Below are 13,865 nucleotides of genomic sequence, written 5' to 3'. Positions count from 1 at the left end.
CTATGATAGTAAATGAACCCTTTCATCCAAGGTGTTTGATTCGGGCAGAAGCTATATGCTTCTGCCCTTTTTTTGTTTACTGGCAGGGACGTGGTAAAATGAAAATAGAAAAAATGGGTAGGGGTGAATTTATGGGAAATAAATTGGTTTTGATTGATGGCAACAGTATTGCGTATCGAGCTTTTTTTGCTTTGCCTCTTTTGAATAACGACAAAGGTGTATATACGAATGCCGTTTATGGGTTCACGACCATGCTTTTGAAAATATTGGAGGAGGAGTCGCCGGATCATATGCTGGTTGCGTTTGATGCTGGGAAGACGACGTTTCGTCATAAAACATATGAAGAATATAAAGGGGGCAGACAGAAAACGCCACCTGAACTCTCTGAACAGTTCCCGGTACTTCAAGATCTTTTGGACGCTTTTGAAATCAAACATTATCAGCTTGATCAGTACGAAGCGGACGACATTATCGGCACTCTGGCAAGGGAGGCGGAACAAAGAGGCGATGAAGTGACGGTGATCTCCGGGGATAAAGATTTGCTTCAACTTGTTTCGGAACGGGTGACCGTACGGTTGACGAAAAAGGGGATCACGGATGTGGATACATACACTCCCGCGTCCCTGAAAGAAAAAATGGAAATAGAACCATCCCAGATTATTCATCTGAAAGCTTTAATGGGAGACAGCTCCGACAACATCCCTGGAGTCCCGGGGGTTGGAGAAAAAACAGCGGTCAAACTTCTGAAACAATTCGAAACGCTTGATAATCTTTATGAAGACCTTGAGGCTGTGAGCGGTAAGAAGCTGAAAGAGAAGCTTGAAGCTAATAAAGAAGAGGCCTATATGAGTAAAGAACTGGTGACTATTGAAATAAACGCTCCTTTACAAATGACACTCCAGGATACTTCATACAGTGGTTATGAGGCTTCTGCAGTCAAAGAACAATTTCAGAATCTCGGTTTTTCCTCCCTTCTTTCCCGTATCGAGGGTCACAAAGAAGAAGAGGTGGAAATGATCTCTGTCGATGTAAAAATAGAAGAGACGATCACGGAAGATATGCTGATGGATGAAACGGCTCTTATTGTAGAGATCCTGGAAGATAATTATCATACTTCCCCTATAGAAGCGGTAGTACTCTCGAATGAAAAAGGAGTGTTCGCCTTTTCTGTCGAGCAGGTTATGGAATCGGAAATTTTCAAAGCGTGGGCCGCTGATTCCTCGAAGCATAAGTGGGTATTTGATGCAAAGCGGACGGTAGTCGCTTTCAAACGTTGTGGGATCCCTCTTGAAGGGGTGACTTTCGATGTTTTGCTTGCATCGTATCTCGTCAATCCGGCTGTGAACAACCATGACATACCTGCTATCAGCCACAGGCTTGGTGAAACTGGTATCCCTTCCGATGAAGAAGTTTACGGAAAAGGAGCGAAACGTGGACGTCCGGAAGAAGATGTTCTGTATGAACATGCCGGGAGAAAAGCACTCATGCTTTATCGTCTGAAGTCGAACTTAGAAGATCAACTGAAGCAGAATAAACAGGAGGATCTTTTCTATAATCTTGAAATGCCCCTCACTGTTATCCTCGGAGAGATGGAACATACCGGGGTTCGGGTGGATACAGATCGTCTCAAGCGTATGGGGGAAGAGCTTGAAGGACGACTTGCAGAAATCGAAAAAAGAATATATGAACACGCCGGAGAAGAGTTCAACATCAATTCACCGAAACAGCTCGGTCCGATTCTTTTTGAAAAGTTGGGACTACCGGCTCTTAAGAAAACAAAAACAGGATATTCAACAGCAGCCGATGTTTTGGAACAGCTGTCCGATGAGCATGAGATCATCGACGAAATCCTTTTATACCGTCAACTCGGCAAGCTTCAGTCCACCTATATCGAAGGGCTGCTGAAAGTGGTCCACAAAGATACTGGTAAGGTTCATACAAGGTTCAACCAGGCTCTTACACAGACCGGGAGACTCAGTTCTACCGACCCGAACCTGCAGAATATCCCGATCCGTCTCGAAGAAGGAAGGAAGATCCGCCAGGCGTTCATACCATCCGAAGCAGGGTGGGTGATATTCGCCAGTGATTACTCGCAGATTGAACTCAGAGTCCTTGCACATATGTCCGGCGATGAAAAATTGATCCAATCTTTCAAAGACGGGGAAGACATTCACACCAAAACAGCTAGTGAAGTGTTCGGTGTTTCTCCTGAAGAAGTGAATGCGGATATGAGACGGCAGGCGAAAGCTGTGAATTTCGGTATCGTCTACGGTATCAGTGACTATGGACTTTCTCAGAGTCTCGGAGTAACCCGAAAAGCCGCTCAGACTTATATTGACGCTTATTTCAAAAGTTACCCGAAAGTCAAGGAATATATGGATGATACGGTACGCCAGGCGAAGGAAGAAGGATTCGTGGAAACATTGATGAATAGGAGACGGTATTTGCCGGATATGAACAGCCGGAACTTCAACCGTAGGAACGCTGCAGAACGAACGGCGATGAACACTCCGATTCAGGGAACAGCTGCTGATATCATCAAAAAGGCGATGATCGATCTCGCTGAGCGACTGACACAGGAAGACCTGGAAGCTACCATGCTTATGCAGGTGCATGATGAGCTGATACTCGAAGTGCCTGAAAAAGAGGTGGAGCACTTGACGAAGGTGGTCAAGGAAGTAATGGAGCATACGGTGGAGCTCGTCGTACCTCTTGAAGTGGATCACTCTTACGGCAATACGTGGTTCGATGCAAAATAAGACACAGATTTAGAGGAAGGAGGAGTAAGGATGCCGGAGCTTCCGGAAGTGGATGCCGTCAAAGAATCATTGAACAGACAGATTCGAGGGAAAACCATCAGACAAGTCACTGTCTATTGGCCTCCGATGGTAAAAGTACCTGAAGACAGAAAGCAGTTTGAAGAAATGCTTCAATCCCAGACCGTCCAAAATATATCCAGGATGGGTAAATTTATGATCATTCACCTGGATGATTACGCTCTCGTCTCCCATCTCAGGATGGAAGGGAAGTATTTTTTCATGGAGGAAGAAGGCCCGAAGGACAAACACACGCATGTATTGTTCCTCTTCGATGATGGAACAAGCCTGCATTATAATGACGTCCGGAAATTCGGCACGATGCACTTGTTTGACAAAGGCACAGAGAACGCCCATAAGCCACTGGTTCTTTTAGGTCCGGATCCAATCGACGACCGATTTTCTGCGGAATATATGCATGAACGCCTTCAGAAAACGACGAGGCGTATTAAGACGGTTCTTCTTGATCAATCCGTGGTGGCCGGGTTTGGAAATATATATGTAGATGAAACACTTTTCAGAGCGGGCATTCATCCGGAGCGGCTGGGCACTTCTCTTTCTGAAAAAGAGGTGGGCCGGATAGTTGACGAAGGGAGAAAAGTGATCAGGGAAGCTATGGGTGCGGGAGGTTCTACCATTCGTTCCTACGCAAGAAGCGATGGGGGCAAGGGTGAATTTCAAAACAGGCTGTTCGTTTACGGCCAGGAAGGGAACCCCTGCCCGAATTGTTCGCGCCCTATCACGAAGACGAAAGTGGGTGGGAGAGGTACTCATCTTTGTTATCACTGTCAGGAGTGATAACAAAGATGGAACTTTTTTCATGAGGAAGGAGCGGGCATAAAGAAAGGGCGTATGTTTTTCTTATCGACCCAGGTGTTCAAGGAGGGATGAATATGACGATAGTTATTGGATTGACAGGAAGCATTGCTACCGGTAAAAGCACAGTCTCACGTATGTTCGATGAATGGGATATACCGGTAATCGACGCTGACAGACTGTCGAGAGAAGTGGTGGAGCCGGGTGAAAAAGCTTATGAGGAGATCGTTGAGTTATTCGGAGAAAATGTATTGTTACATACGCGGGAAATCGATAGGAAGGCTCTCGGTAAAATCATTTTCGGAGATGAAGATAACAGGAAGAAGCTGAACGAAATCGTACACCCTGAAGTTCGAAAGCGCATGATAGAAAAAAGGGAATTTTACAAAGACGCAGGGGAAGAAGCGGTAGTACTCGACATCCCGTTGCTGTTTGAGAGCGGACTTACGGATTACGTGGATAAAACGATGGTCGTCTACACCGACGATTCTGTTCAGCTCCACAGGCTCATGGAAAGAGATGGTTCCAGTGAGGAAGATGCGCGTGAAAGAATACAGGCTCAGATGAAAATCAGTGAAAAAGCAACGCTGGCTGACGCTGTAATCAATAATAATGGATCCGAGGCAGAAACCCGTGAGCAACTGGAGGCGCTATTACAAAATTGGAAAGTTATAAAAAAATCCTGAAAAATTGTCAGGATTTTTTATTTTTCTCTAACAAAAGCGTTTCCAATATGATATACTACTTTTAAAATAGAATGTCACATTGGAGGGGTTTTTAATGGATAATGCGAAGGTGGCTATCAACGGACTTGGGAGAATCGGACGTATGGTGCTGAGACAGATGGTGGAGGATGAAACGGTAGACTTGGTAGCGGTGAATGCCAGTTATCCACCCGAGACATTAGCTCATATGATCAAATACGATAGCGTGCACGGTAGACTGAACGCGGACATCAGTTATTCGGAGGATGCATTATACATCAATAATAAGATAATAACTCTTTGCCAGGAGCGGGATCCGGAGCAATTGCCGTGGGGGACCCTGGAAATAGATATTGTGATTGAAGCGACCGGGAAATTCAAGGAAAGGGAAGAAGCTGCGAAGCATTTGAAGGCAGGGGCTAAAAAAGTGATCATAACCGCACCCGGGAAACAGCCGGATGCGACAATCGTGATGGGAGTCAATGAAGAAGCATACGACCACAGCATCCATGATGTAATTTCCAATGCTTCCTGTACGACAAATTGTCTCGCGCCTGTCGTGAAAGTACTCGAAGATGAGTTCGGCATCGTGGATGGGCTTATGACTACCGTGCACTCCTTCACTAATGACCAGAAAAATCTGGACAACCCTCATAAAGACTTGAGACGTGCTCGTGGATGTACTCAATCAATCATTCCGACTTCCACAGGAGCAGCAAAAACGATTTCCGAAGTCATCCCTTCACTGAATGGCAAATTGAACGGTATGGCATTGCGGGTGCCGACACCTAACGTTTCTCTGATTGACTTGGTTATCGATTTGAAGGAAGACGTTACGGAGGATATGGTGAATGAAGCATTCCAAAGAGCTAGTCAGAATGAAATGAAAGATATTCTTTCGTATTCTGATGAGCCGCTGGTTTCTATTGATTATACGTCCTCCCCTTACTCTTCGATCATCGATGGTCTGACTACACAAGTGATCAGTAATACGAAAATTAAAGTTTTGGCATGGTACGACAATGAATGGGGCTACTCTGCTCGAACTGTCGACCTTGCGAAAATGGTGGCAGAACAATTGATGAGTGAAAAGCGCCAAAAAGTTTCCTGACCTCAAAGCGACAGCTTTGAGGTTTCCTTTTTTTCAACGGGAATGTTACGCTTTTTACAGACGAGTGAAGAAGAGTTGTTATTCATGGAAATGAATTCGGGTTCTGGATAAGGACTCGGGCGTAGTACGTGATACAAATTCCGAAAAGGAGACGGCGATGAATACGTTTGGGACACATATAATCGGGGAGTTATGGGGATGTGAGCAACCTTTGTTGGAGAGCATTGAATATATAGAAGAACTGTTTGTCGATGCGGCGCTCAAAGCCGGAGCTGAGGTTCGCGAAGTGGCTTTTCATCAGTTCGCACCCCATGGTGTGAGTGGAGTCGTTCTCATTTCAGAGTCGCATTTGACCATCCACAGCTTCCCTGAACATAATTACGCCAGCATAGATATTTATACGTGCGGAGAACATTTGCATCCGGAAGAAGCTTTCAGAATTATCGTTGAAGGGTTGAAAAGTTCAAAATACGACTATAAAGAGCTGAAACGAGGACTACCCTCCGATGAAGAACATACCAGGTAGTTTCAGTACGGCGGGAATCATGTTAAAATAGTAGACAGATGACTACTCGAAAGATGAGGGGACGTTCCAGGTGAAACAGTTCATATCAAAATATTTTTCTAATCATACAGAAACAAAAGAAGATCACGCGGAGACATCTTTGCAGACACGATATTACAAGGCTAATAAAGATAAAGTATTCGAATCGGTAGAGAACCTTTTCGGGAACGGTTCCGAAATTGCGGGAGCTTCCAGGGAGCGTGGGGAGCTGTCGATCAATTACAAAGATGGAAGAAAGGCTTTCGTTGTCGCTACGATCATTATGGTACGTCCCTACAGGACTGCTGTAGATTTTTCTGTAACAACAGAGACTGGTCTTCCACTCGATTTCGGATATAGCCGTAAGCTGGTACGTTCTTTTTATGAGCGCTTGGACGAGCAGCTACCTGTGGTAGATAAGTCATAAGTACATATATTTCGATTAGTGGAGATGATGAATTGTGAAATGCCCGAACTGTGGCGATAAAAACACAAGAGTATTGGACTCCCGCCCGATAGAAGAGGGAGATGCAATCAGACGTCGGAGAGAATGTGATAAGTGCGACTTCCGTTACACCACATTCGAACGCGTGGAAGAGGTACCGTTGATCGTCGTTAAAAAAGAAGGAACGAGAGAAGAGTTCAGTCGGGAGAAACTGATGAGAGGTCTGATACGAGCCTGCGAGAAACGACCGGTAGCTGTAGAGGACCTTGAAGCCGTCACCCTTGATATTGAAAAAGAATTGAGGAATCGTGGCGTCTCCGAAGTGAATAGTAAAGAAATCGGGGAAATGGTCATGGCACACCTCTCTCAAATTGATGAAGTGGCTTACGTCCGTTTCGCTTCGGTTTATCGTCAGTTCAAAGATATCAATGTGTTCATAGATGAGTTGAAGGATCTAATCAAGCATGAAGAAAAAGAATGAGCCACAGCCGGCTCATTCTTTTTCAGCAGATAATATAATATTCCTGGTCATTTATATTTTAGGCGTGTTGAGGTTATTCACATTAATGAAACAATAAGCATGGACCAAGATGACAGACTCAGGATGGAAGACTGGAAAGAAGATAATCAAGTGTGACGGAAAGAAGTGAATACAATGAAAGAAAGAATTGGGGAAGTGACTCCAAAAGACTGTTATATTTCTCTGAGTGCTTCAGGGCTCGAAGACAGAACGATGGTCCTGTCCCATTTATATCAGCCGATTATCGGAAGAGAGGCTGTTTCGCTGTTTCAGTTTCTAGAAGGTGAAGCCCGACTATCCTCAGAAGAAGCGACCCATCATACACTCATGAGTTACCTCGGTCTTCCGCTTGACCGGATTTATGAGGCCAGGGTCCAGCTCGAAGCGATCGGTCTGTTGAAGACTTACAAAAAAGAGGAAGAGGATCGGATCGTTTATGTTTATCGACTGGTCCCTCCATTTTCCGCTTTTCAATTTTTCTGTGACCATATGCTTTCTCTTTTGCTTATTCACGAAGTCGGAGAAGAGAAATTCAAAAAACTGAAGAATTCTTTCGCATTCTCGACTATTGAAATGGATGGGTACGAAGAAGTGACCGCCTCTTTTGGTGATGTTTACTCTCCTGTAGCTTCTTTGCCTGAAGGTATAGATACCGAAGGGGAATCGCTCCCTCAGCAGGGAATCGTGTTGAACGATGCTCCGCTGGATCTTGAGTGGCTCGAGAAAGCACTGCAGGAACGCATGCTTCCGGCGAAGAAGATTCTTGGGAAAGAAAATAGTAAGCTTATGCAACAGCTGGCTGTGCTTTACAATATGAGTACAACAGATATGGAAAAAGCGCTCCTGTGGTCCGTGACTGATCAGAATGAATTGGATAAAGATGAGTTGAAAGCTTCCTGTCATGACTTGGGACAACAGACAAAAACAGTGAAGAAACCAGAAAACACCCCCAAGGAGTCTCCTGCTGAGCAGGGGGAAAGAAAATCCCCTTCTTCAAAGAATGAGAAATTCATTCATATGCTAGAAGACATTACACCGAGGGAATTGCTCGAAGATGTGTCTAATGGAAGCAGGGCGTCGGATCAGGATGTGAAGTTGATCAGAGACGTTATGACCGAACAGGGACTGCCAAAAGGCGTCATGAATGTACTTGTCCACTATGTACTTTTGAAAACGGATATGAAGCTGTCGAAGCCATATCTTGAAAAAATAGCGAGTCACTGGGCTCGTAAAAACGTGAAGACAGTAGAGCAGGCGATGAACATGGCGAGAGCAGAGCATAAGAAGTATCAGCAGTGGAGCAAGGAAAAACAGATGACGAAAAAGCGTACCACAGAGGTCCTTCCGGAATGGTACAAACAGCAGAAACATCAGGAAGAACAACAAGCTCCAGAGAAAACATCCGGAAAAGAGTCTGCAGCTTCAGAAGATGAAATTGCCGAGCGTATTCAGCGCATTACTCAGAAACGAAAAGGTAGGTGAGGAGCATGGAACCGATCCAGGAATCTTTGAAAAAGTGGATGAGAAACAATGAATCCTTCCAAAACCGGATGAACCAGGCACGGAAACAGGTGTTAGAAGCACCGGAAGTGAAGCGGTTGATCGAGGAGAAGGAAGGGCTGACGAGAACGATCGCTGAAAAGAACCTGATTAAACTTCATGAATATCAGAACCAGTCTCTAGCCTGTGAAAAATGCCCATCCCGTGAGAAATGCATCAATATTTTGCCGGGCTATGTTCCACGGGCAGAAGTGGACGGGGAAGAAATTAAAATAGCTTATGATAAATGTCCGAGACAGATCAAAAAGGAAAAAGAAGAAAAACAAAGGTCCCTGGTGAAGAGTCTCTACATGCCGAAGGAACTTCATGAAGCGTCTGTGGAACGGCTTGATTTCAGCGGTAGTGAGGAAAGAAATGAAGCTATCATGAAAACAGTCGCCTACATCGACAAACTCGGGGAAGAACTTCCTCAGAAAGGTCTTTATTTCCACGGCTTGTTCGGTGTCGGAAAAACGTATTTCCTCGGAGTCATCGCCAACGAACTGAGTAATCACAACGTAGAGACGATGGTCATCTACATGCCGGAACTTGTACGTGAGATGAAGGCGTCGATCAAAGACGATTCCCTTACGAGCAAAGTGGATGCCTTCAAAAAAGTTCCGGTGCTGATGCTGGATGATATCGGTGCTGAATCACAGTCTGCCTGGTTCCGTGATGAAATCCTCGGCTCTATCCTTCAGCATAGAATGATGGAAGGCCTCCCTGTATTCTTTACGTCGAACTATTCCCTCAAAGAACTGGAACAGGTGATGGGTTATACGAATAAAGGGGAAGTAGGGGCTTTGAAAGCGACCAGGATCATAGAAAGGATCCGTCAGTTGAGCGAAACGGTAGAAGTGAGCGGGCCGAACAGAAGAAATCAGTAACTATACTTGATTTAGCTCTTGGAGAAGGCTATAATGACGGAAGAATCAATTCGATAAAGGCAAGGAAGAGGACATGTTCGATAAGGAATCAAGGGTTTAGAGAGGGAAGTCGTGGCTGAGAACTTCCCCCTGTTGATTTATCGATCACCACCTCGGAGCTCCGGTTGTGAATCGTTAATAATAAGTAATGACCGGCGTACATCTGCGTTAAAGATAAATGAGCCGCTTTTTTTAGGCGGGAACATGGGTGGAACCGCGAGTACAGAACTCGCCCCTTTTGCGACAGCAATTGTGGGCGGGTTTTTTATTTTTGTATAAACTATTCAAGAAACCAACAAATAAAAGGAGTGTCAGAGATGGCTGAATCAATAAGTATACAATTTCCGGATGGCAATGAGAAAACATTCGAACAAGGAGTGACAGGCGAGGAAATCGCTCATTCCATTTCTCCTGGTCTTAAAAAGCAGGCTCTGGCCGTGAAGCTGGACGGTGAGATGTATGACCTGCGACGTCCCATCAATCATAACGGGGCAATTGAAATCGTAACGTACAAAAATCCGGAAGGCATAGAAGTGTTGCGTCATTCGACTGCTCATCTCATGGCTCAGGCTGTGAAACGTCTGTTTGATGAAGAAGTGAAGCTCGGAGTAGGGCCGGTTATCGAAGATGGTTTCTACTATGATATGGACCTCGAGACTTCTATTACACCGGAGGATCTTCCGAAAATCGAGAAAGAAATGCAGAAAATCGTCGATGAGAATCTGGAAGTGAAACGATTCGAATTGAGCAGAGAAGAAGCGAAACAGAAATATGAAGAACTTGGAGATGAACTCAAAGTTGAATTGATCGAAGATATTCCAGAAGGTGAGAATATCAGCTTCTATCAGCAGGGAGAGTTTGTAGACCTTTGTCGAGGTGTGCATGTACCTCAGACGAGTAAAATCAAAATTTTCAAGCTCCTCAACATTTCCGGCGCGTATTGGCGTGGAGATAGTGATAATAAAATGCTTCAGCGCATTTACGGTACGGCTTTTGAAAAACAAGAAGAACTTGATGAATATCTACGTCTGAGAGAAGAAGCGAAGGAAAGAGATCACCGTAAGCTCGGGAAGGAACTCGGTATCTTTACAGTGAGTCAGGAAGTGGGGCAGGGACTCCCGCTTTGGCTCCCGAATGGTGCGACCATCCGTCGTACGATTGAGCGTTATATTGTGGACCTTGAAGAACGACTGGGCTATAACCATGTTTACACTCCTGTTCTCGGTAGTGTCGATCTTTATAAGAAGAGCGGCCACTGGGATCACTATCAGGACGATATGTTCCCTACAATGGAAATGGATAACGAAGACCTTGTGCTCCGTCCGATGAACTGCCCGCACCACATGATGGTTTATAAAAATGAGTATTACAGCTACCGTAATTTACCGGTCCGTATCGCCGAACTCGGAACGATGCATCGTCATGAAATGTCCGGAGCTCTCGCTGGTCTGCAGCGGGTACGTGCTATGACGCTGAATGATGCACATATTTTCGCGCGTCCTGATCAGCTTAAAGATGAATTTAAACGTGTTGTGAGGTTAGTGCGTGAAGTTTATCATGACTTTGGCCTGAATGATTATTATTTCCGCCTGTCTTACCGGGACCCGGAAAATAAAGAAAAGTATGTGGATAACGATGAGATGTGGAATAAGTCCCAGGCAATGCTGAAAGAAACGATGGATGAACTTGACCTTGATTACATCGAAGCTGAAGACGAAGCTGCTTTCTATGGTCCGAAGCTCGATGTGCAGGTGAAGACGGCGCTTGGAAAAGATGAGACTCTTTCTACCGTCCAGCTTGACTTCCACCTGCCGGAACGTTTCGATCTTACGTATGTAGGAGAAGACGGGAAAGATCATCGCCCTGTAGTTATTCACCGAGGAGTGGTATCGACGATGGAACGTTTCGTAGCCTTCCTTATCGAGGAATACAAAGGGGCATTCCCGACGTGGCTGGCACCGGAACAAGCGCGTATCATTCCGGTTTCCGCGGATGTGCACCTGGATTATGCGAAAAAACTTGAGGACCGGCTGCGTGAAGCTGGTGTGCGTGTAAGTGTCGATGAACGTAATGAAAAGATCGGTTATAAAATCCGTGAAGCTCAGACCGGAAAAATTCCGTTCCAGCTCGTAGTCGGGGACAAAGAGATAGAAGGGGATGCTGTGAACGTACGACGGTACGGAGAACAGGATTCAGAAACAAAAGAAGTCACTACTTTCATTGAAGAAATCAGAAATGAAATCGATCAGAAACTGATAAGGAAATAACTTTTCAGGAGCGGAATTAATTCCGCTCCTGAAAACAGTTTGACATTCCCGTGAACCAGTGATAGTATGTATAAAGTAAATGAATGAACGGATCTGAGACAAGAAGAAGCACCCGCTTCTCACCTGATCGACGCTTTTCAGTAAGCAGTTGGCAGGTTCATTTTCCTTTTTCTTAGGGAGACGTGTGGGTGCATTATGTACCGACACTTTTTTTATGGAATCAACTACTTGTCGATGACAGATCTTATAAGGATTTTCCGAATATAAGTTGGAGGTGGCTAGATATTAGCAAAAACGATAAGACGTTAATTAATGAGAAGATTCGTGCCAAGGAAGTGCGTCTCATAGACGTAAATGGTGAGCAGCTTGGAGTTAAATCTCGTAATGAAGCGTTGGACATTGCTGCAAATGCAGAACTTGATCTCGTTATGGTAGCCCCTAACGCGAAACCTCCGGTATGCCGGATCATGGACTACGGGAAGTATCACTTCGAACAGCAGAAGAAAGAAAAAGAAGCCCGTAAAAAACAGACGACTATCAAAATCAAAGAAGTCCGTCTCAGTCCTGGTATCGAAGATCATGACTTCAACACGAAACTGCGCAATGCGCGCAAGTTCCTCTCTAAAGGGGATAAAGTGAAAGCTTCCATCCGTTTCCGCGGACGTGCGATTACACACAAAGAGCTGGGTCAGAAAGTACTTGACCGTATGGCTGATGAGTGTAAAGATGTCGCCCAGGTAGAAACGAAGCCTAAGATGGAAGGCAGAAATATGTTTATGATGCTTGCTCCGCTTAACGAGAACAAGTAAACGTAATTTAGTTAAAAGGAGGAAACGGATATGCCAAAGATGAAAACTCATAAAGGTTCTCAGAAACGTTTCAAAAAGACAGGTAACGGACATGTGAAGCGTTCTCACGCGTTCACAAGCCACTTGTTTGCTAATAAGTCCCAGAAACAAAAGCGTAAACTTCGCAAAGATGCTCTTGTTTCTAACGGAGACTATCGTCGTATCAAAAACATGCTTCCGAAAAAATAATTAAGTATTAAATCCAGGAGGGATTATTATGCCACGCGTTAAAGGTGGAACAGTTACACGTCAGCGTCGTAAACGTGTCTTAAAGCTAGCAAAAGGATATTATGGTTCAAAACATTCTCTATTCAAAACTGCAAAACAGCAGGTAATGAAGTCCGGTCAGTATGCGTATCGTGACCGTCGTCAGCGTAAACGTGATTTCCGCAAGCTATGGATTGCACGTATCAACGCAGCTGCGCGTACAAACGAGATTTCTTACAGCCGTCTTATGCACGGGCTGAAGCTCGCCGGAGTGGAAGTGAACCGTAAGATGCTTGCAGACTTGGCAGTGAATGATCAAGCGGCATTCACCTCTCTCGTCGATCAGGCCAAAGCAGCTCTTAAATAAGCAGAAGTTATTTCCATAACTTCTGAAAATGAAAAAGGCCATCTCCTTAGATTCGGGAGATGGCCTTTTGTATAAGGAGAAAAGATAAATGTTCTGGATTTTAGCAGGGGTAATGAGTATCGTTACATGGATGGTAATGGGGCTAGACAAGTGGAAAGCGATCCGAAAGAAACAGCGGATCGCCGAAAAATCGTTGTTCAGCCTGGCGATTGCAGGAGGAGCGACCGGGGGAGTACTCGGTATGATAATGTTCCGGCATAAGACACAAAAGAAATCATTCAAAATTCTTTTCCCATTTCTAATGGGAGTCCAAATGCTCTTGCTGTTATTCCTCGAAGGGCCGGTGCAGTAGCGTTTTCATCGGATGCTTCCATTCGATGGAGGCATACGGGTAACGGATCAGAATTTCTTTCTCGAGAAAATAAAGGTCTTCCCGGTCGATCCCTGTCAAGGTATTTGGTTCTTTTGCGGAAACTATGATTGATACTACTTCAAATGCTTCCTCTGTGGCACCGATATATTTTTCTCCTTCGAATACCGCGCCCTTGTAAGTAATGAAGAAGTTCTGTTTCGGGTTCTCATCATTATCCTGAAAGAAAAAGCTGCGGTTTTCTACGGCAGCTGTGAATTGGCGCCTTGGATCCTTGGCTATTTTTATCATCGTATATACTAAGAACAATATCGCAGCTAGTAAAAGTATACGGAATAATATGACCATCATAGTAATCGTCCCCTTGTTGGCTTATAGTAAGTAT

At 44.8% G+C, this 13,865-nt stretch carries 15 protein-coding genes and 2 other annotated features; of the genes, 14 read left to right on the top strand and 1 reads right to left on the bottom strand.

Annotated elements, in window-relative coordinates:
- Positions 1 to 131: 131 nt before the first annotated feature.
- The 14 genes from polA (at position 132) to BW944_RS10430 (ending at position 13,462) form a co-directional block, all read left to right on the top strand.
- The gene (polA, locus tag BW944_RS10495; protein ID WP_076559444.1) at positions 132 to 2,759 is read left to right on the top strand and encodes a DNA polymerase I; all 2,628 of its coding nucleotides are present in this window, start codon (positions 132 to 134) and stop codon (positions 2,757 to 2,759) included.
- A gap of 30 nt (positions 2,760 to 2,789) precedes the next feature.
- Positions 2,790 to 3,614, top strand: coding sequence for a DNA-formamidopyrimidine glycosylase (gene mutM, locus BW944_RS10490; protein WP_076559442.1), 825 nt, complete (start codon positions 2,790 to 2,792; stop codon positions 3,612 to 3,614).
- 95 nt (positions 3,615 to 3,709) lie between these two features.
- Complete coding sequence (gene coaE / locus BW944_RS10485; protein WP_076559440.1) at positions 3,710 to 4,318, top strand: dephospho-CoA kinase; 609 nt, start codon at positions 3,710 to 3,712, stop codon at positions 4,316 to 4,318.
- A gap of 94 nt (positions 4,319 to 4,412) precedes the next feature.
- Positions 4,413 to 5,447: a glyceraldehyde-3-phosphate dehydrogenase gene (locus BW944_RS10480; protein WP_076559438.1), complete on the top strand. Its 1,035-nt coding sequence runs from the start codon at positions 4,413 to 4,415 to the stop codon at positions 5,445 to 5,447.
- Positions 5,448 to 5,604: 157 nt separating this feature from the next.
- Positions 5,605 to 5,973, top strand: a complete 369-nt coding sequence (gene speD / locus BW944_RS10475) for an adenosylmethionine decarboxylase (RefSeq protein WP_076559436.1) — start codon at positions 5,605 to 5,607, stop codon at positions 5,971 to 5,973.
- A gap of 70 nt (positions 5,974 to 6,043) precedes the next feature.
- On the top strand, positions 6,044 to 6,418 hold the full coding sequence (locus BW944_RS10470; RefSeq protein ID WP_076559434.1) for a cytosolic protein: 375 nt from the start codon (positions 6,044 to 6,046) through the stop codon (positions 6,416 to 6,418).
- 34 nt (positions 6,419 to 6,452) lie between these two features.
- Positions 6,453 to 6,917 (top strand): transcriptional regulator NrdR, encoded by a 465-nt coding sequence (gene nrdR, locus BW944_RS10465; RefSeq protein ID WP_076559432.1) that lies wholly within the window; start codon positions 6,453 to 6,455, stop codon positions 6,915 to 6,917.
- 174 nt (positions 6,918 to 7,091) lie between these two features.
- Entirely contained in the window at positions 7,092 to 8,438 is a 1,347-nt protein-coding gene (locus BW944_RS10460; RefSeq protein ID WP_076559430.1) for a replication initiation and membrane attachment family protein, read from the top strand.
- A gap of 5 nt (positions 8,439 to 8,443) precedes the next feature.
- A complete protein-coding gene (dnaI, locus tag BW944_RS10455) occupies positions 8,444 to 9,382 on the top strand; it encodes a primosomal protein DnaI (RefSeq protein WP_076559429.1) in 939 nt (312 codons plus the stop codon).
- A gap of 53 nt (positions 9,383 to 9,435) precedes the next feature.
- Positions 9,436 to 9,661, top strand: a binding site (T-box leader).
- A gap of 77 nt (positions 9,662 to 9,738) precedes the next feature.
- Positions 9,739 to 11,688 carry a threonine--tRNA ligase gene (gene thrS, locus BW944_RS10450; protein ID WP_076559428.1) on the top strand — a complete coding sequence of 650 codons (1,950 nt, stop codon included), beginning with the start codon at positions 9,739 to 9,741 and terminating at the stop codon, positions 11,686 to 11,688.
- 94 nt (positions 11,689 to 11,782) lie between these two features.
- Positions 11,783 to 11,907 (top strand) — a sequence feature (ribosomal protein L20 leader region).
- A gap of 44 nt (positions 11,908 to 11,951) precedes the next feature.
- On the top strand, positions 11,952 to 12,497 hold the full coding sequence (gene infC / locus BW944_RS10445; RefSeq protein ID WP_200806517.1) for a translation initiation factor IF-3: 546 nt from the start codon (positions 11,952 to 11,954) through the stop codon (positions 12,495 to 12,497).
- A 30-nt stretch (positions 12,498 to 12,527) separates the two neighbouring features.
- Positions 12,528 to 12,725: a 50S ribosomal protein L35 gene (gene rpmI / locus BW944_RS10440; protein WP_076559427.1), complete on the top strand. Its 198-nt coding sequence runs from the start codon at positions 12,528 to 12,530 to the stop codon at positions 12,723 to 12,725.
- A gap of 28 nt (positions 12,726 to 12,753) precedes the next feature.
- Positions 12,754 to 13,110 carry a 50S ribosomal protein L20 gene (rplT, locus tag BW944_RS10435; RefSeq protein ID WP_076559425.1) on the top strand — a complete coding sequence of 119 codons (357 nt, stop codon included), beginning with the start codon at positions 12,754 to 12,756 and terminating at the stop codon, positions 13,108 to 13,110.
- An 88-nt stretch (positions 13,111 to 13,198) separates the two neighbouring features.
- Positions 13,199 to 13,462 (top strand): DUF1294 domain-containing protein, encoded by a 264-nt coding sequence (locus tag BW944_RS10430; protein WP_076559423.1) that lies wholly within the window; start codon positions 13,199 to 13,201, stop codon positions 13,460 to 13,462.
- Here the strand turns inward: BW944_RS10430 and BW944_RS10425 are convergent.
- Positions 13,436 to 13,831, bottom strand: a complete 396-nt coding sequence (locus tag BW944_RS10425) for a sigma-w pathway protein ysdB (RefSeq protein ID WP_076559421.1) — start codon at positions 13,829 to 13,831, stop codon at positions 13,436 to 13,438. The two genes, BW944_RS10430 and BW944_RS10425, sit on opposite strands and share 27 nt — an antisense overlap.
- Positions 13,832 to 13,865: the final 34 nt, after the last annotated feature.

The sequence above is a fragment of the Salimicrobium flavidum genome (genome assembly GCF_900156645.1).
GTDB lineage: Bacteria > Bacillota > Bacilli > Bacillales > Halobacillaceae > Salimicrobium > Salimicrobium flavidum.
This window is presented reverse-complemented; position numbering and strand designations above follow the sequence as displayed.